15 protein-coding genes are annotated in these 17,283 nt (G+C 71.2%); 13 read left to right on the plus strand and 2 right to left on the minus strand.

The features are described from left to right. Positions 1-681 precede the first annotated feature (681 nt). The 5 genes from NUG21_RS00295 to NUG21_RS00315 all read left to right on the plus strand — a co-directional run bounded on the left by NUG21_RS00295 (position 682) and on the right by NUG21_RS00315 (position 6,411). Positions 682-2,934, plus strand: a complete 2,253-nt coding sequence (locus NUG21_RS00295) for a TonB-dependent receptor (protein WP_263393138.1) — start codon at positions 682-684, stop codon at positions 2,932-2,934. Beyond that, positions 2,934-3,224: a hypothetical protein gene (locus NUG21_RS00300; RefSeq protein WP_263391959.1), complete on the plus strand. Its 291-nt coding sequence runs from the start codon at positions 2,934-2,936 to the stop codon at positions 3,222-3,224. Before NUG21_RS00295 ends, NUG21_RS00300 begins: the two co-directional genes overlap by 1 nt. Continuing rightward, a complete protein-coding gene (locus NUG21_RS00305) occupies positions 3,214-3,486 on the plus strand; it encodes a hypothetical protein (RefSeq protein WP_263391960.1) in 273 nt (90 codons plus the stop codon). The genes NUG21_RS00300 and NUG21_RS00305 overlap by 11 nt, the downstream gene beginning before the upstream one ends. Then, a complete protein-coding gene (locus NUG21_RS00310; RefSeq protein WP_263391961.1) occupies positions 3,483-5,030 on the plus strand; it encodes a PepSY-associated TM helix domain-containing protein in 1,548 nt (515 codons plus the stop codon). The genes NUG21_RS00305 and NUG21_RS00310 overlap by 4 nt, the downstream gene beginning before the upstream one ends. Before the next feature lie 202 nt (positions 5,031-5,232). Then, positions 5,233-6,411: a GGDEF domain-containing protein gene (locus NUG21_RS00315; RefSeq protein WP_263391962.1), complete on the plus strand. Its 1,179-nt coding sequence runs from the start codon at positions 5,233-5,235 to the stop codon at positions 6,409-6,411. Between the two features lie 323 nt (positions 6,412-6,734). On the opposite strand, the gene NUG21_RS00320 is transcribed toward NUG21_RS00315, so the two are convergent. After that, positions 6,735-8,390 carry a carboxylesterase/lipase family protein gene (locus NUG21_RS00320; RefSeq protein ID WP_263391963.1) on the minus strand — a complete coding sequence of 552 codons (1,656 nt, stop codon included), beginning with the start codon at positions 8,388-8,390 and terminating at the stop codon, positions 6,735-6,737. A gap of 115 nt (positions 8,391-8,505) precedes the next feature. Then, positions 8,506-9,519, minus strand: coding sequence for an alpha/beta hydrolase (locus NUG21_RS00325; protein ID WP_263391964.1), 1,014 nt, complete (start codon positions 9,517-9,519; stop codon positions 8,506-8,508). A gap of 446 nt (positions 9,520-9,965) precedes the next feature. Between NUG21_RS00325 and NUG21_RS00330 the strand changes: the two genes are divergently transcribed. From NUG21_RS00330 to kduD, 8 genes are all read left to right on the plus strand, one after another. Beyond that, complete coding sequence (locus tag NUG21_RS00330) at positions 9,966-10,790, plus strand: 2-keto-4-pentenoate hydratase (protein ID WP_263391965.1); 825 nt, start codon at positions 9,966-9,968, stop codon at positions 10,788-10,790. A 36-nt stretch (positions 10,791-10,826) separates the two neighbouring features. After that, positions 10,827-11,822, plus strand: a complete 996-nt coding sequence (locus tag NUG21_RS00335; protein WP_263391966.1) for a TRAP transporter substrate-binding protein — start codon at positions 10,827-10,829, stop codon at positions 11,820-11,822. A 10-nt stretch (positions 11,823-11,832) separates the two neighbouring features. Then, a complete protein-coding gene (locus NUG21_RS00340; protein WP_184502770.1) occupies positions 11,833-12,351 on the plus strand; it encodes a TRAP transporter small permease in 519 nt (172 codons plus the stop codon). A gap of 2 nt (positions 12,352-12,353) precedes the next feature. Beyond that, positions 12,354-13,637 (plus strand): TRAP transporter large permease, encoded by a 1,284-nt coding sequence (locus tag NUG21_RS00345; protein WP_184502771.1) that lies wholly within the window; start codon positions 12,354-12,356, stop codon positions 13,635-13,637. Positions 13,638-13,817: 180 nt separating this feature from the next. After that, a complete protein-coding gene (locus NUG21_RS00350; RefSeq protein ID WP_010343057.1) occupies positions 13,818-14,876 on the plus strand; it encodes a LacI family DNA-binding transcriptional regulator in 1,059 nt (352 codons plus the stop codon). A gap of 124 nt (positions 14,877-15,000) precedes the next feature. Then, a complete protein-coding gene (locus NUG21_RS00355; RefSeq protein WP_263391967.1) occupies positions 15,001-15,390 on the plus strand; it encodes a VOC family protein in 390 nt (129 codons plus the stop codon). Between the two features lie 159 nt (positions 15,391-15,549). Beyond that, positions 15,550-16,404, plus strand: a complete 855-nt coding sequence (gene kduI / locus NUG21_RS00360) for a 5-dehydro-4-deoxy-D-glucuronate isomerase (RefSeq protein WP_184502773.1) — start codon at positions 15,550-15,552, stop codon at positions 16,402-16,404. 58 nt (positions 16,405-16,462) lie between these two features. Further along, positions 16,463-17,218 (plus strand): 2-dehydro-3-deoxy-D-gluconate 5-dehydrogenase KduD, encoded by a 756-nt coding sequence (kduD, locus tag NUG21_RS00365; RefSeq protein ID WP_184502774.1) that lies wholly within the window; start codon positions 16,463-16,465, stop codon positions 17,216-17,218. Positions 17,219-17,283 lie beyond the last annotated feature (65 nt).

The raw sequence follows: 17,283 nt of genomic DNA on the forward strand, positions 1-17,283 counted from the left end.
TGGGAGCACGTTGCCGTCGCTGTGACCATAGCCGTCGCCGTCGCCGTCGCCGTTGCTGTTGCTGTTGCTGTTGCTGTTGTTGTTGCCTGGCTTTGGCTCTTGCTTTTGATTCACCGGGTTCCCTTCCGAAGCGGCGGCCAGCGCGGGGAAAACCCGAAGGGCGGCGCACAGGGATGTGCGCCGTCCGCGGCAGGGGCAGGATGCCCCTTCCGCGGATCCCCGGGTTGGACGCGAACCCGGAGCGCGCAGCGCGGAGGGCGCGAGGCAGGGCGCGCTTTCTTTTGGTTACTTTTCTTTGCGCGAGCAAAGAAAAGTAACTCGCCCGCAAGGGCGAAAGCCTTTGCTGTTGCTTCAAGCGTGAGCGCCGGACAAGAAGAATCGTAGGAGCGGCTTCAGCCGCGACCGCGACCTTCCCGGTAAACCCCGGTCGCGGCTAAAGCCGCTCCTACGACCGCCGCCACCGCCTGCGACCCCGAGGGCTCCGACCCCGAGGCCCGAGGCCCGAGCAAACCTGCCACCTATCCCAAATCCCATGGCAGCCCCGCCCCCGCTCTGCTACAGTCCGCGCCCAGCGCTGCCGGGTCCGGCAGCCGGGCACAGCCGCCGCCATGCCTTCATCCGTGAGTCTTTCGGGGGGAGTGGTGCATGCGCGTCGCGCGATCGGTGTTGTCCTTGTCTGTCGTGTCCATCCTGCTGGGCTGGGCGCCCACAACGCGCGCAGCCGACGGTGAGGCCGCGCCTCCCCCCGATCCCACCACCCTCGACCAGATCGTCGTCACCGGCGAGAAGAGCGGCCGCAGCGTGCAGGACACGACCAGCTCGGTCGCCGTCACCACCGAAGCGCGCATCGAGCAGGAGAACCTGCAGAACGCCTACGAGGTGTTCAACCGCACCGCCAACATGGCGCAGACCTATGGCGACGCCGGCTTCAGCATCCGCGGCATCCGCAACATCGACGGCGGCAGCGATGCGCCGCTGGCCACCATCTACCTGGACGGCGCCGCCCTGCCGTGGAAAGCGATCAGCTGGGCGCCGCTGAGCCTGTGGGACCTGCAGCAGGTGGAAGTCCTGCGCGGCCCGCAATCCACCCTGCAGGGCGAGAACGCCCTGGCCGGCGCGATCGTCCTGCGCACTGCCGAGCCGACCATGGACTGGCAGGGCAAGCTGCGGGTGCTGGCCTCCGATCCGTCCGACCGCAGCCTGGCCGGCGCGATCGGCGGCCCGATCGTGCCCGACGAGTTGGCGTTCCGCGCCTCGGTGGAGCAGCGCAGCTTCGACGGCTACACCTGGAACCTCACCCGCCAGGCCGCCGACGACGCGCAGGTCTCGGCGATCTACCGCGGCAAGCTGCTGTGGACGCCGTCGGCGATCGCCGGGCTGAAGGTGCAGCTGGGCTACACCCGCTCGCACCGCACCGGCCCGTACATGTACACCTACGTGCGCACCGACCTGCCCGACTACCTCGAGCACCGCGACGCCACCAACAACACCCCGGACCGCACCCGCAGCGACAGCGACATCGTCACCCTGCAGGCCGACTACGCGCTCTCCGACGCCTGGTCGCTGTCCTCGGTCAGCGCCTGGAACAAGGTCACCTCGTCCAGCCTGTGGGACATGGACCATGGCCCGGACAACGCCGGCTACGCGCAGCGCCAGCTCGACGACACCACCGCCTCGCAGGAACTGCGCCTGCACTACGCCGGCGCCTCGGTGCAGGGCCTGATCGGCGCGTACTGGGCGCGGCACGTGGAAGACAACGATGCGCAACTGCTGAACAACGTCGCCACGCCGACCACGACCATCGCCGGCCTGCTGCGCAGCGCCGGCTTCCCGGCCGCCACCGCCACCGCGATCGCCACCCGCTACGCGCAGGCATTGCCGGTGATTCCGGTCGACTACGTCAGCGCCAGCCCGACCCGCTCCAGCAACCGCGCGCTGTTCGCCGACGGCCAATGGCAGGTCGGCAGCGGCTTCTCGCTGCTGGGCGGGCTGCGCTACGACCGCCAGCGCTACGCCATGGCGTCCGACACCACCGCCGCCTTCGCCGGCCGCTATCCCGACCCGGCCGCCTTCGCCGCCAGCGGCACCGCGCTGTACCAGGCCATCGTCGCGATCAACCAGGGCGTGGCCGGCATCGTGCGCTCGGCCAACGGCGAGGTGGCCTGGAACACGCGCGACTTCGACGCCCTGTTGCCCAAGCTCGGCGTGCGCTACGACTGGAACCCGGACTTGTCGACCAGCCTGGTGGTGCAGCGCGGCTACCGTTCCGGCGGCTCCAGTTTCAACTCCGCGCGCAGCCAGGCCTTCCCCTACGACCCGGAATACACCTGGAACTACGAGGCCTCGCTGCGCTCGCAGTGGCTGGACCGGCGCCTAACCCTCAACGCCAACGCCTACTACATCGACTGGAAGGACAAGCAGACCACCGCCTACTTCGGCCTCAACAGCTTCGACTACAACACCGTCAACGCCGGCCGCGCGCATCTGTACGGGGCCGAGCTGGAGGCCAGCCACCGCCCCAACGAGGCCTTCGACTGGTACGGCTCGCTGGGCTATGCGCGCACCCGCTACGACAGCTTCGCCACCATCGCCGGCGCCTCGGTCATCGACTACGCCGGCCGCGAGTTCGCCTACGCGCCACACTGGACCGCGGCGCTGGGCGCCAACTGGCGCTTCGCCGGGGGCTGGCTGGCCAACCTCAACGCCAGCTTCCGCGACCGCGTGTACACCGACATCGGCGCCGGCGCCGTGCAGCTGGCCTCGCGCACCGTGGTCAACGCCAAGTTCGGCTACGAGAACCTGGACTGGAGCGCGTGGATCTTCGCCAACAACCTGCTCGACCGCGACTACGTGCAGTACCGCTGGGCCACCGAGCCGGTCGCGATCCTGGGCGCGCCACGCGTGGTCGGCATCGGCTTCGAGGCGCGCTGGTGATGACCGCCCTCGCCACCGCCGGCTATCTGCTGGCCGCCGCGCTGGCGGCGCTGTCGTTCTACCTGGCCACCGCGCACCAGCGGCTGTGCCCGGCCTGGCGCCGGCACGCGCGCGCGCTGCGCGTGGCCGGCACGCTGCTGTGCGTGGCGGCGCTGGGTGCGGCGATCGCCGCGCTGGGTGTGTGGGCCGGCGTCTTCGCCGCGCTGAGCGCGACGATGCTGGCGGCGGTGGCCTTGCCGTACCTGGATGCGTGGCGGCAATTGCACCGAGGGGCTGGCGATGTGGGCTAGGTGGCTGGCGGCGATCGTGCTCGGCCTGCCGCTGGCGGTGGGCGTGATCGGGTTGTGCGTGCTGTTGTGGCCGGGTCAGCTGCAGGTGCACACGCTGCCGTGGCTGCTGCTGGTGTTCCCGACGTGGATCGGCGTGATGTCGCTGGCCTTCGTGTTCCGCAGCGGCGCACGCGCGTGGCTGTGGCTGGGCGGTGCGACCGTGCTGTGCTACGTGGCGCTGTTCCTGCTCAAGGCCAGCCATCTCGTGCAGGTGACCTCATGAAGGCCGCGACCCTGCGCCAGTTCCTGTCGGCGCACAGCTGGATGGGCCTGCTCGCCGGCATGGCCTTGTTCATCGCCTTCTATGCCGGGGCGATCAACGTGTTCACCCACGACCTGGAACAGTGGCCGCGGCCGCCTGCCGTGCACGCGCCTGCGCTGCCGCCGGAACAGGCCGCGCAGGCGCTGGCCGATGCGGTGCTGGCGCGGCATCCGGCGCTGGCCGACTCCTACACCCTGATGCTGCCCGGCGAGGGCCGCGCGCTGCCGCAGCTGTATGCGTTCGGGCCGGCTGCACAGCAGGCCTTCGGCGGCATGGTGCAGTTCCAGCCCGGCGCCGATGGGCAACCGCTGCAACTGCCGCAGCGCAGCGGCTTCGTCGATTTCCTGTACGACCTGCATTTCACCGCCGGGCTGCCGCGTACCTTCGGTACCTACCTGTTCGGCGTGGTCTGCCTGCTGTACGGGCTGGCCCTGGTCAGCGGCGTGGTGCTGTACGCGCCGGTGCTGCTCAAGGACCTGTTCGCGCTGCGCCGCGGCCGCAACGTCAAGCGCCTGTGGCAGGACGCGCACAACGCCATCGGCATGCTGTCGCTGCCGTTCCACGTGATCTTCGCCTGGTCCGGCGCGGTGCTGACCCTGGGCGTGCTGCTGCTGGCGCCGTTCCAGTACCTGGTGTTCGACGGCAAGCTGATGCAGGTGCTGCAGCCGGACTTCGAACTGGCCCCGCACGTGCAGCCCGCGCACGTGCCTGCGCCGATGCTGCCGGTGGCCGAGCTGGTGGCGCGGGCGCGCGCGGCCAATCCCGGCTTCGTGCCGGAGAGCCTGTCCTTCCACGATGCCGGCGACGCCAACGCGCAGGTCGAGCTCTACGGCCACCAGGACCAGCGCCGGCTCAACACCCTCGGCGGCGTGGCGCTGCGCGCGGCCGACGGCCAGGTGCTGCGGGTGCTGTCGCCGCAGACCATGTCGCCGGGCGTGGCCGCGCTGCGCGGCCTGCAGACCCTGCACTTCGGCAACTACGGGCGTTGGCCGCTGCAGTGGCTGTACTTCCTGCTCGGCCTCGGTGGCGCGTTCCTGTTCTACAGCGGCAACCTGCTGTGGGTGGAAGCGCGGCGCAAGCGCCGCCAGCACGCGCAGCCGCTGCGCACCCACGTCATGGCGCGGCTGACCACCGGTGTGTGCCTGGGCTGCGTGGCCGGGGTGTCGGCGCTGTTCGTGGCCGCGCGCCTGCTGCCACCGGGCATGGAGCGCGGCGCGTACTACGCGGTGTTCGCGCTCGCGGTGGCCTGGGCGCTGCTGCGGCCGACGGCGCGCGGCGCCTACGAACTGCTGCTGGCCTGCGCGACGTTGACCGCGTTGGTGCCGCTGGCCGGGTTGCGCGGTGCCGCCGGCTGGGTGGCGCCGTGGAGCAGCGGCACGCTGCTGGCGATCGACGCCTGTGCGCTGCTGCTGGCCTGGGCCTACTGGCAGATGGCGCGTGCGGCGTACCGTCGCGGGCAGGGCGGCGATCCGCACAGCGTGTGGGCGTTCCCGCTACCGCGCTGACGCGCCGCAGGCTGCGCCATGCGGCACGGTGGGGGTGCCGCTGTCACGCAACCGATGGCCGCGAAAGTGGACAATCACGCGCCGGTGCTTTTTCATGGTCTCGACGTGGGCACCGCAGCGTCCGCGCGAAATGGAGTCAGGTTGCACGTTTGATGTGACCTGCTCCGCACTTCGCGCCGCGCTGCCGTCGACAGGGGACTGCATGCACGAGCGTTACCAGGAGCCACACGACACGCCGCCGGGCGAGGCCTACGCGGCGCAACTGCGCAAGGGATTCGCCGCGCTGCGTTTCGATCCCCCGCTGGAACGGGCGTACCGCCACTACACCGCCGCCACGCTGGGCTTCGCGCAGCGTGTGGCGGCCTCGCTGGGCGTATTGATCGCGCTGCTGCTGCTGGCTTGGGATGCGGTGCATTTCGGCTGGCGCGGTGGTGGCGGCCTGCTCGGCTATGCGATCGCGGTGCGCGCGGCGACCCTGCTGGCACTGCTGTGGGTGGCGGCCGCGATCCACCGCGCCGACACGCACGGCCCCGGCCGCGCCGCGTTGCTGTTGCTGGTCGGCGGCACCGGGCTGGTGCTGTCGAGCGTCGGCTATCCACCGCAGGAACTGCGCTACGCGGCCGCGGTGATGACCCTGGTACTGGTGGCGGGCTTCTTTCCGCTGGGCCTGGCGCTGTGGCAGAGCGTGGCGGTGGCGCTGCTGTTGTGCGCGATCAGCGCCGCCGCCGGCCACCTGTTGCTGGACGGCGCGGCACGCGACGCTTATCTGCGCCTGCAATGGCTGCTGTGGACGGCCGTGCCGGTCGGTGCGGTCGGCGGCTATCTGCGCGAACACTCGCGCCGCGAAGGCTTCCTGCAGCGCCGGGTGCGCGACGACGAGGCCTTGCGCGACGCGCTCACCGGGCTGGGCGATCGCCGCCGCTTCGACGAACACCTGGCGGTGGCACTGGCCGAGCGCCGGCGCCTGCAGCGCGGGCTGGCGCTGATCCTGGTCGAACTGGATGGCTTCGCCGCGCTGGTGCAGCGCGCCGGCGCCGGTGCCGGCGACCGTGCGGTGCTGGAGGTGGCGGAGGCCATGCAGTGCCTGTTGCGACCGCTGGACGTGGCCATGCGCATTCGCGCCGACCGTTTCGCGCTGGTGCTGTACGACGCCAGCGGCGCGCACCTGCGCCAGGTGGCCCCGGCGCTGCGCGACATGGTCGAGGTGATGGCGATCGCGCAGGATGCGGCGGACGCGCCGGCGCTGACGGTCAGCGTCGGCGCGCTGCTGGCCACGCCCGAGGACACCCCGGCCGCGCTGATGCAGCGCGCCGAGGCGTTGCTGGACTCAGCGCGTGCCGTCGGCAACCGTGTGGTGCTGGCCGAGGACACCGGCTGGTAGGGAGGTGGCGAGCGCCGATGCGGCGGCGTCGCCATCGTGTGGTGGCCGCTGCGCTTCGTGTGCAGCGTAATGCAGGCAGCTGTTGCGCGGAATGATCGCCGGGGGCGGTTTACCAGATGGATCGCAGCGCAGCGCGTCGCGACTGAAGTCGCTCCCACAATGGGCACATCGCGCGATGACGTCGCCGCAGCCGTTGTGGGAGGGACTTCAGTCCCGACGCGGCACACCAACCGACCTGGGACGCGCGCCTCTGCGTGCGACAGGCGCGCACCCGTGTGTCGTCGCGGCACGCGTGCCGCGCGCGGCGATCGGCTGGCATCGGCTCAGAACGTCCCGCGCTGCACGAACGGCACCTGCGCGTAGAGCCGGCGCTCGCCGCCGCGCGGGTCGTGCGCCAGGCGGCTGTCGGTGTCGAACAGCAGGGTCTCGCGCTGGGCCAGCGAATACGGCTCCCAGCGCGGCAGGCCGGCGTGGTTGGGATCGCCGTGGCGGGCGAAGGCGAGCAGCGCGTCGCTCATCGCATCGGCCATGCGCTGCGCGTCGGCGCCGTCGCCGGTGCGCGATCCGGGCTGGTGGATGTTGTCGAACACCAGCGGGATGTCCAGGGTGTGGAAGGCGCCGAACTTGCCGCCGTCCAGCGGCGAGCCCCAGTCGAGCTGGTAGACCCAGGTCGGCGCGCCCTGCCGCGCACGCGCCTCGGCTTCCTCCACCGCGCCGCGCCAGGAGCGGCCGGCGGTGGTCGCGGCGAAGAACACCTCGCTCGGCGTGTAGTGCGGATACAGCCGCCGGTATTCGGCGATCACCACTTGCGGCGCCAGGTCCACGTACTGCTCCTGCGCCAGCCTGTCCGGCAAGGCGTCCCAGCTCAGCGCGAAGTTGGCCGGATCGTGGCCGAGGAAGGCACGCGTCTCGTCGCGGGTGTTGCCGATCACCATCGGGATGCGCGCCGATTGCGGCGGCGCGTCCGGCCAGAACGGATGCCGGTGCAGTACCTGCGCATCCAGCACCGGGCCCAGGTACAGCGCCGTGCGTTCGGCGCGCGAGGGATCGGGCGTGCGCGTGGCATCGAGCACGCGTTGCAGCGGCAGCGTGCGCAGCGCGTCCAATTGCGATGGCGCCAGCTGCAGGGCCTGCAGCAGCAACTGCGCGCGCTGGCCGGCGGCACGCGGCCCGGCGGCGGTGACCTGCTGCCCGCTCATGGTCCAGGCGCGGTGGAACAGGCCCTGCGCGGCCGGCATCGCCATCAGCGTGGCGATCTTGGCGCCGCCGCCGGACTGGCCGAACACGGTGACGTTGCCGGCATCGCCGCCGAACTCGGCCGCGTGCGCGCGCACCCACTGCAGCGCCTGCACCAGATCGAGCTGGCCGACATTGCCCGAGGCGGCATAGGCGTCGCCTCCGAACGGCGCCAGGTACAGATAGCCGAAGGCGTTGAGGCGATGATTGACGCTGACCACCACCACGTCGCCGCGCCGGCACAGGCGCACGCCGTCGTACAGCGGGTCGCTGCCGGAGCCGTTGTTGTAGGCGCCGCCGTGGATGTAGACCAGGATCGGGCGGCGCGCGCCATCGCGCAGGCCGGGGGTCCACACGTTGAGGAACAGGCAGTCCTCGCTGACCGGCTCGGATCCTCGCTGCGGCGCCGAGGCGGCATAGGCGCTGCAGTCGCGTACGCCGTGCCAGGGCCGTTCCTGCAGCGCCGGCTGGAAGCGCCGCGGCGCGGTGTCGGCGCCGTAGGGGATGCCCTTGAACACGCACACGCCTTGGTCGCGCACGCCACGGATGCGGCCGCTGCGGGTGCGCGCCAGTGGCGTCGCTGGCGTCGGCGCCGCCACGGCCGCGACACCGGGCAGCGCGCCGCTTAAGGCCAGCGCGCCGAGTGCGCCGTCGCGCAGGAAGCGGCGCCGGCCGTGGTCGGCGGGGGCAGCAGCGGCGGAGGCGGCGGTGTGCGCGCCGGGCAGGCGGGGACGGACGGTCATGCGTGGATGGACTCCTGACGAGGCGATGGGGGACGCGTTCGCGGCGTGGCGGTGCGGCGGCCATCGGTGGTGCGATCGCCTGGCGGGGCATGCAGCGGCGCGCAGGCCATGTGGCTCACTTCCCGCCCGCCGGCGGCGGGATCGGCGCGCGGGCGCGCGGATCGTCCTGCACGTTACGCATCCAGCTCAACGCCAGTTGCGGCCAGGCCGCCAGCGGCAAGCCGGCGATGCCACGGACACCGAAGCCATGGCCGCCGTTCGCGAACAGGTGCAGCTCGGCCGGTATCCCCGCCTGGCGCAGCGCCTGGTAGAACAGCAGGCTGTTCTCCACCGACACCACCGGGTCGTCCTGCGCCTGCACCAGGAAGGTGGGCGGCATGCCGGCGTGCACGCGGTTCTGCAGCGAGTAGGCGGCCATGGTCGCCGCATCCGGGTGGCGGCCGAGCAGCCGCAGCCGCGAGCCGGTGTGCGCCGCGGTGCCGCCGCCCATGTCGATGACCGGGTACAGCAGCAACAGGAAGTCCGGCCGCGCACTGACCCGGTCGATCGCATCGCGGGCCGGATACACCGGGTCGTCGTAGCGGGTGCCGAGGCTGGCGGCGACGTGGCCGCCGGCGGAGAAGCCGATCGCGCCGATGCGCTGCGGGTCCACGCCGTAGTCGGCGGCATGCGCGCGGATCAGGCGCAGCGCGCGCTGCGCGTCGGCCAGCGGCTGGTCGCGCGCCGCTGCGCCGTCGACGGCTGCGTCGGGCAGCCGGTAGCGCAGCACGAACAGGGTGATGCCGGCTTGTTCGGCGAAGATCGGCACCAGGGCCGTCCCTTCCTTGTCCAGCACGATGCGCGCGTAACCGCCGCCGGGCGCCACCAGCAGCGCGCTGCCGTTCGGGTGCTTCGGCCGGTACACCACCAAGTAGGGCTGGTAAAGGCCGCTGAGCGCGCGGTCGGGCAGGGCAGGGTCGTCGCTGCGCTCGACCAGCTGCGGTTGCTCGGGCCCGGCCGTCGACCCCGGCGCCGGCCCGGGCCACAGCGGCAGCCGCGCCGCCAGCTCGGCGGCGCTCTCGCTGGCCGGCCGCTCGGCCGCCGCGGCCGCACCGAGCGCGCCCAGCAGCAGGCCCAGCGCCGCCAGCACGGCGATGCAGGGACGGGACCGGCGCCTGCCGCAGCGCGGGGACAGGGATTCGGTGGGACGTAGGCGGGTAGGGAGGAGGTGGGCCGACATCATCGAGATCTCGTCGTGGGTGGAGGAAGCCGCGCGGCGCGGATGGCCGCCGAGAGCGCGTGGCTTCCAGTGTGCGCGCGGCCTGCGCCAACGCATGACGCTGTGTTGCTGTTGCTGTTGCTGTTGCTGTTGCCCGAATCCCGAATCCCGAATCCCGAATCCCGAATCCCGAATCCCGAATCCCGAATCCCGAATCCCGAATCCCGAATCCCGAATCCCGAATCCCGAATCCCGCCGCCCAAAGGCGGCCCTTTGCCGCACCGCACATTGCCAATGACACCGGTTTACCATATACAACGGCGCAACGCGCTGTCGATGCGCGGCGCAGCAATTCCCGACCCCCCATCCTTGCGGAGATGCCCTTGAGCCTTCCTTCCGGCCCGTCGCAGACGCCACCGCCCGCGTTGGCCGATATCGCGGCCCGCTTCGTCCAGGCCCGCCGCCAGGGCCGCGCGTTGCCCGATTTCCCTGGCGTCATCCCGGACGACCTGGAAACCGCCTACCGCGTGCAGGACCTGGCGATCGCGCAATGGCCGGACCGCGTGGTCGGCTGGAAGGTCGGCTACATCGCGCCCGAGCGCCGCGACCACTCCGGCGACGAGCGCCTGCTGGGCCCGATCTTCGCTGCTGCGCTATGGAATGCTACCGGTGGAACAGCCGACATCCCGGTGTTCGACGGCGGCTTCGGCGCGGTCGAGGCCGAGTACGTGCTGCGCCTGGACGCGGACGTGCCCGCCGACCAGTTGCACTGGACTCCGCAGCAGGCCGCCCAGGTGCCGGCGACGCTGCTCGTCGGGGTCGAGGTGGCGAGCAGCCCGCTGGCCACGATCAACCAGTTGGGACCGCGCGTGGTGATCTCCGATTTCGGCAACAACAACGGCCTGCTGCTGGGCCCGCAGGTGCCCAACTGGACCGCGCTGGATGAAACCGCGCTGCGCGCCGAGACCTGGATCGAAGGGCAATGCGTGGGCACCGGCGGCGCCACGCTGCTGCCGGGCGGGCTGCGTGCGGCGTTCGCGTTCGCGCTGGCGCGCTCGGCCAGGCGCGGGCGGCCGCTGCGCCGCGGCGAGTTGATCGCCACCGGCAACGCCACCGGCATCCACGACATCGCCATCGGCCAGCAGGCGACGATCCGCTTCGATGGCTACGGCGAACTTCATTGCAGGGCGGTCGCGGCCTAGGCTGCGCGATGACCACGACGCGCGGGAGGGCGCAGCATGATCACTCGTAGACGATTCCTCGGTGCAGGCATCACCGCCGCGGCGGCGGCCAGCGTGCCGCTGGGCGCGCTGGCACAGCGCGGCGATACCCGCCTGCTCACCGCCACCGACGTGCACGTGGCCGACTACCCCACCGTGGAGGCGGTGCGCTGGTTCGGGCAGGCCCTGGAGCAGCAGACCGGCGGCCGCCTGCGCCTGCGCCAGTACCACTCCGGCCAGCTCGGCCGCGAGGCGGAGGCGATCGACATGGCGCGCTTCGGCGCCATCGACATCACCCGCGTCTACTCCGGCGCGTTGAACAACACCTTCCCGCTGACCCAGGCGCTGTGCCTGCCGTACGTGTTCGACTCGGTGGCGCACCTGCGCCGCGCGATCGACGGCCACGTCGGCGACAGCATCCTGCGCAGCTTCGAACAGCGCGACCTGGTCGGGCTGGCGATCTACGACTCCGGTGCGCGCTGCTTCTACAACACCAAGCATCCGCTGCGGCAGCCCAAGGACCTGCACGGGCTCAAGCTGCGCGTGGCGAACTCGGACATCTTCCTCAAGCTGATGCGCATGCTCGGCGCCAACCCGACGCCGATGTCGCTGGGCGAGACCTTCTCGGCGATGGAAACGCACATGATCGACGGTGCCGAGAACAACATGCGCAGCTTCCAGTCCAGCCGCCACTTCGAGGCCGCGCACTACTGGTCGCAGAGCGATCACTCCTACGCGCCGGACGTGCTGGTGATGTCACGGCGCAGCTTTCAGGCGCTGGCGCCGGACGAGCGCGCGCTGGTGCTGGACACCGCGCGGCAATCGGTGACGGTGATGCGCCGGCTGTGGGACGCCTCCGAGGCGCAGGCGCGGCAGCAGGTCATCGACTACGGCGTGGCCTTCAACGAGGTCGACATGCCGGCCTTCCGCAAGGCCGCCGCGCCGCTGCTGGCCGAGCACCGGCAGCAGCCGGAGATCGAAGCCCTCTACCGCCGCATCCGCGATTTCGCCTGAGCCCATGCCGATGACCGACCACGACCCCGCCCTCCCGGTGCCGCCGCTGCAGCGCGTGCTGGACCGGATCGCCACCTTCGCCATCGGCACCGCCGCCGCCGCCCTGCTCGGGCTGGTGGTGGTGCAGGGCTGGCAGGTGTTCACCCGCTACGTGCTCAACGACTCGCCGAGCTGGACCGAGCCGGTGACGCTGCTGCTGCTGAGCACGGCGATGAGCCTGGGCGCGGCCGCCGGCGTGCACACCCGCCGCCATTTCGGCTTCTTCCTGCTGGCCGAAACGCTGCACGCCAACCTGCGCCGTTGCATCGACCTGCTGCGCCCGCTGCTGGTGGCGGCGATCGGCGCGGTGATCGCCTGGTGGGGCGCGGTGCTGCTGCTGGACGGGCTGGACATCAAGATGGCCGGCGCACGGATGCCGCAGAGCATCAACTACCTGCCGCTTTCGATCGGCGGCGCGCTGATGAGCGTGTTCGCGCTGTACCAGGCCTGGCGGGTGCTGCGCCCGGGCACCACCATGGGGAGGAACTGAGCATGGCCATCGCCATCCTGTTGGGATTGTTCGTGGTGCTGCTGCTGATCGGCGTGCCGGTGGCGTATGCGCTGGGCGCCGCGGCGCTGGCCACGCTGCTGTACCTGGACCTGCCGGCGGTGGTGCTGGTGCAGCAGATCTCCGCCGGCAGCGGCTCGGCGTCGCTGATCGCGATCCCGTTGTTCATTTTCGCCGGCGAGCTGATGCTGCGCGGCGGCATCTCCGATCGCCTGATCGCGCTGGCGTCCTCGCTGGTCGGGCGCATGCGCGGCGGCCTGGGCCAGGTCAGCGTGCTGTCCTCGCTGTTCTTCGGCGGCGTGTCCGGCTCGGCCATCGCCGACGTCTCGGCGGTCGGCGGCACCATGATTCCGCAGATGATCAACCGCGGCTACGACCGCGACTATGCGGTCAACGTGAGCATGACCGCGGCGCTGGTGGCGCTGCTGGTGCCGCCCTCGCACAACCTGATCCTGTTCTCGGCCGCGGCCGGCGGCGGGCTGTCGATCGCCGACCTGTTCGCGGCCGGCATCGTCCCGGCGCTGCTGATGACCGCGGCGATGATGCTCACCGGCTATGCGGTGGCGCGCGCGCGCGGCTACGGCACCGAAGCGTTCCCGGGCTGGCGCGCGGTGGCGCTGCGCCTGGTCGGCGCGCTGCCGGGCCTGGGCCTGGTCGCGCTGATCTTCGTCGGCATCCGCGCCGGCATCTTCACCGCGGTGGAGAGTGCGGCGATCGCGGTGGTGTACGCGCTGCTGGTCACCGCGCTGCTGTACCGGCAGCTGCGCTGGGCCGAGTTCTTCGCCGCGGTGACGCATGCCGCACGCACCACCGGGGTGATCCTGTTCGTGATCGCCACCGCGGCGGTGTTCGGCTGGCTGCTGGCCTACCTGCAGGTGCCGGCGGCAGCGGTGCACTTCCTGCAGTCCATCGCCCACAGCCAGCACACCGTGCTGCTGATGATCGTGGTGATGCTGCTGTTGCTGGGCATGTTCATGGACCTGGCGCCGAAGATCCTGATCTGCACGCCGATCTTCCTGCCGGTGGCCAAGGCCTACGGCATCGACCCGATCCATTTCGGCCTGGTGATGGTGCTGGCCGGCGGTATCGGCCTGATCACCCCGCCGGTGGGCTCGGTGCTGTTCATCGGCACCTCGATCGGGCAGATCACCGTGGCCCAGAGCATGCGCACCATCTGGCCGTTCTGGCTGGCGGCGCTGTGCGTGCTGCTGATCGTGGCGTTCTTCCCGGAGCTGTCGCTGTGGCTGCCGCGCGCGCTGCGCGCCTGAGTCGGCCCGGTGGCGTGCGCCAGGCGGCAATCGCGAGCCGTTCGCGCCGAGCGCCGCTGCCGGCGTCGGCGCCGCCGCGGCCCCGCGCCGGGCGCTGCGTCTACAGCGGTTGCGTGACCGTACGCTGGTGCGAACATGACACCCAGTAGAATCCCCTCTCTTTCGCCCGGTTTTCCGTCCATGGCGCCGAACAAGCCCCGCCCCGCCGATGCTCCCGCTTCCGCTCACGGCAAGGCCGCGACGATCAACGACATCGCGCGCCTGTCCGGGGTGTCGAAGAAGACCGTGTCGCGGATCATCAACAACTCGCCGCTGGTGCGCAAAGACACCCGCGAGAAGGTCGAGGCGCTGATGCGCGAGGTCGGCTACGCGCCGGACCCGCTGGCGCGCGGGCTGGCGTTCCGCCGCTCGTTCCTGATCGGCATGGTCTACGACAATCCCACCGCGCAGTACATCGTGGACATGCAGTACGGCGCGCTGGACGCGCTGCGCGGCTCCAGCTTCGAGCTGGTGGTGCATCCCTGCGACAGCCGCAGCCCCGGCTACATCGAGGGCGTGCGCCGCTTCGTGCAGCAGCAGAAGCTGCACGGGGTGATCCTGGTGCCGCGCGCCTCGGAGGACCAGGCGCTGGCCGACATGCTCGCCGGCATCGGCGTGCGCTACACCCGCATCGCCTCGCTGCCGCTGGACGACACCTCGCAGATGGTGGTCACCCACGACCGCGACGGCGCCGCCGAGGCCGCCGACTACCTGCTGTCGCTGGGCCACCGCGACATCGCCCTGATCACCGGCCCCAGCGCCTACCGCTCCGCGCACGAGCGCACCGCCGGCTTCATCGACGCGCTGACCCGGCGCGGCATCGAGCTGCCGCCGGCGCGCATCGTCGAGGCCGGCTACACCTTCGAATCGGGTGTGGCCGCGGCGGAAAAGCTGCTGCTGGGCAAGCAGCGGCCCAGCGCGATCTTCACCGGCAACGACGAGATGGCTGCCGGCGTGTACAAGGTCGCCCTGCGCGCCAACATCAACATCCCGCGCCAGCTGTCGATCATCGGCTACGACGACAGCCCGCTGGCCTCGCGGCTGTGGCCCTCGCTGACCTCGGTGCGCCGGCACACCCGCGACACCGGCCGCACCGCCGCGGCGATGCTGATCCAGCCCGAGGGCACGCCGTCGCTGGCGGTGGCCAGCGTGCGCCCGCACCTGATCGTGCGCGACTCCTGCCAGCCGCCGGAAGACTGAGCGCGGCGCGGCCGGTGTAGACTGCCGGCCGACCGTGCGGACACCGCTCCGCCCATCCAAGGCCCGCTCCGTTCCGGCACCGCCCGGGCCGACCCACGCGGCCTTGCTGTGAGGAGCCTTCGCCATGTCGTCCCCTGTTCCTGCCGCCGCCGCGGTCCGTTTCGGCCGCCTGGCGCCGACCGTGCCCGTCGCCGGGATCGCCCGCGCCGTCGCCTTCTACACCGATCGCCTCGGCTTCCGCAGCGTGTTCCAGAACGGCAGCCCGGTCGGCTTCGTGATCCTGAAGAAGGACGACGCCGAACTGCACCTGACTTTGCGCGCCGGCCACCGCGGCAGCACCAGCAACGTCGCCCACCTGCTGGTCGACGACGCGGCGGCGCTGCACGACCGCCTGCAGGCGCAGGGCGTGCGCATCATCAAGGCGATCCGCGACGCCGACTTCGGCCTGCGCTGCTTCGTCTTCGCCGACCCCGACGGCAACCGCATCGACGTCGGCCAGCCCCTGCCGCGCTGAGCCGCTGCGCCGCACCCGCGGCGCAGTGCCTTCCATCCCGAATCCCGAATCCCCAATCCCGGCACTTCGTGCACTGCGCAATGACACCGGTTTACCAGACCCGCTAGACTGTCCTCCGTGGCGGGCTGCCGCATGCCGTCGCCTGCACTGGAGAAGCCCATGTCCCTGTACTGCAAGACCCACTACGCCACCCATCCCGACGCGATCAAGGGCGCCAGCAACGACCAGTTGCGCGACCTGTACCTGCTCGACGGCCTGTTCGTGGACGACGCGGTGACCCTGAAGTACACCCACTACGAGCGCTTCGTACTCGGCGGTGCCGCGCCGGTGACCGGCCCGGTGAGCCTGCCGGCGCAGACCGAGCCCGCCTCGGCCGCCGGCCACCCGTTCCTGGAGCGGCGCGAGCTGGGCGTGATCAACGTCGGTGCCGGCAGCGGCACCGTCACCGTCGACGGCACCGCGTATCCGCTGGGCCCGAAGGACGGCCTGTACGTGGCGATGGGTAGCGCCGAGGTGGTGTTCGCCTCCGACGACGCGGCCGTGCCGGCGCAGTTCTACCTGGCCTCCACCCCGGCGCATGCGCGCTTCGCCACCAAGCGGCTGTCGATCGCCGAGGCGGTGGCGCTGGACCGCGGCGCGCTGGAGACCAGCAACGAACGCACCATCTACCAGTACATCGTGCCGGCCACCTGCCAGTCCTCGCAGCTGCTGCTGGGCCTGACCGTGCTCAAGCCGGGCAGCGTCTGGAACACCATGCCGCCGCACCTGCACGACCGCCGCAGCGAGGTCTATTTCTACTTCGACCTCGGCGCCAACGACCGCGTCTACCACTTCATGGGCGAGCCGGACGCGCAGCGCCACATCGTGGTGCAGAACAACGAGGCGGTGGTGTCGCCGCCGTGGTCGATCCACATGGGCGCCGGCACCGCCAACTACGCCTTCATCTGGGCGATGGGCGGCGAAAACCTCGACTACACCGACATGCACGTGCTGGACATCTGCCAGCTCAAGTAGGCCGCCGTCCGCGTGCGCCGCCACCGTCTCCACCGTCATCCCCTCTAGGAGCCCCGCAATGACCCACCCGTTCAGTCTCGAAGGCAAGGTCGCCCTGGTCACCGGCGCCAACACCGGCCTCGGCCAAGGGATCGCCCTGGCCCTTGCGCAGGCCGGCGCCGACATCGCCGCCGCCGGCATCCAGGCGCCGACCGAGACCGAGGCCAAGGTCACCGCGCTGGGCCGCCGCTTCATCGCCATCGAGGCCAACCTGATCAGCATCGAGCCGGTGCAGCGCATCCTCGACGAGACCCTGGCCGGCCTCGGCCGCCTCGACATCCTGGTCAACAACGCCGGGTTGATCCGCCGCGCCGACGCGGTGGACTTCAGCGAGCAGGACTGGGACGACGTCATGAACGTCAACATCAAGTCCGCGTTCTTCATGTGCCAGGCCGCCGGCCGCCACTTCATCGCCCAAGGCAGCGGCAAGATCATCAACATCGCCTCGATGCTGTCGTTCCAGGGCGGCATCCGCGTGCCCTCGTACACCGCCAGCAAGTCCGGCATCGCCGGCATCACCCGCCTGCTGGCCAACGAGTGGGGCGCCAAGGGCGTCAACATCAACGCCATCGCCCCCGGCTACATGGCCACCGACAACACCGCGCAACTGCGTGCCGACGCCGCGCGCAACCAGGCGATCCTCGAGCGCATCCCGGCCGGCCGCTGGGGCGTGCCGGAAGACCTGGGCGGCACCGCGGTGTTCCTGGCCAGCAGCGCCTCGGACTACGTCAACGGCACCGTGATCCCGGTCGACGGCGGCTGGCTCGCCCGCTAACCGCCCTTCCTTCTCCCCTCGGGACCTCGGCCCCCTTTTTGGGGGAAGGTGCCCGAAGGGCGGAT

This window comes from Xanthomonas sp. CFBP 8445, assembly GCF_025666235.1.
Classification (GTDB): Bacteria; Pseudomonadota; Gammaproteobacteria; order Xanthomonadales; family Xanthomonadaceae; genus Xanthomonas_A; species Xanthomonas_A indica.

Bases quoted from the DNA above. Each gene is read 5' to 3' on its own strand.
- NUG21_RS00320 (WP_263391963.1), bottom strand. From the start codon at position 8,390: ATGACCGTCCGTCCCCGCCTGCCCGGCGCGCACACCGCCGCCTCCGCC.
- kduD (WP_184502774.1), top strand. From the start codon at position 16,463: ATGACCCACCCGTTCAGTCTCGAAGGCAAGGTCGCCCTGGTCACCGGC.
- NUG21_RS00350 (WP_010343057.1), top strand. From the start codon at position 13,818: ATGGCGCCGAACAAGCCCCGCCCCGCCGATGCTCCCGCTTCCGCTCAC.
- NUG21_RS00355 (WP_263391967.1), top strand. From the start codon at position 15,001: ATGTCGTCCCCTGTTCCTGCCGCCGCCGCGGTCCGTTTCGGCCGCCTG.
- NUG21_RS00345 (WP_184502771.1), top strand. From the start codon at position 12,354: ATGGCCATCGCCATCCTGTTGGGATTGTTCGTGGTGCTGCTGCTGATC.
- NUG21_RS00305 (WP_263391960.1), top strand. From the start codon at position 3,214: ATGTGGGCTAGGTGGCTGGCGGCGATCGTGCTCGGCCTGCCGCTGGCG.
- NUG21_RS00300 (WP_263391959.1), top strand. From the start codon at position 2,934: ATGACCGCCCTCGCCACCGCCGGCTATCTGCTGGCCGCCGCGCTGGCG.
- NUG21_RS00335 (WP_263391966.1), top strand. From the start codon at position 10,827: ATGATCACTCGTAGACGATTCCTCGGTGCAGGCATCACCGCCGCGGCG.
- NUG21_RS00330 (WP_263391965.1), top strand. From the start codon at position 9,966: ATGCCCTTGAGCCTTCCTTCCGGCCCGTCGCAGACGCCACCGCCCGCG.
- NUG21_RS00310 (WP_263391961.1), top strand. From the start codon at position 3,483: ATGAAGGCCGCGACCCTGCGCCAGTTCCTGTCGGCGCACAGCTGGATG.
- kduI (WP_184502773.1), top strand. From the start codon at position 15,550: ATGTCCCTGTACTGCAAGACCCACTACGCCACCCATCCCGACGCGATC.
- NUG21_RS00315 (WP_263391962.1), top strand. From the start codon at position 5,233: ATGCACGAGCGTTACCAGGAGCCACACGACACGCCGCCGGGCGAGGCC.
- NUG21_RS00340 (WP_184502770.1), top strand. From the start codon at position 11,833: ATGACCGACCACGACCCCGCCCTCCCGGTGCCGCCGCTGCAGCGCGTG.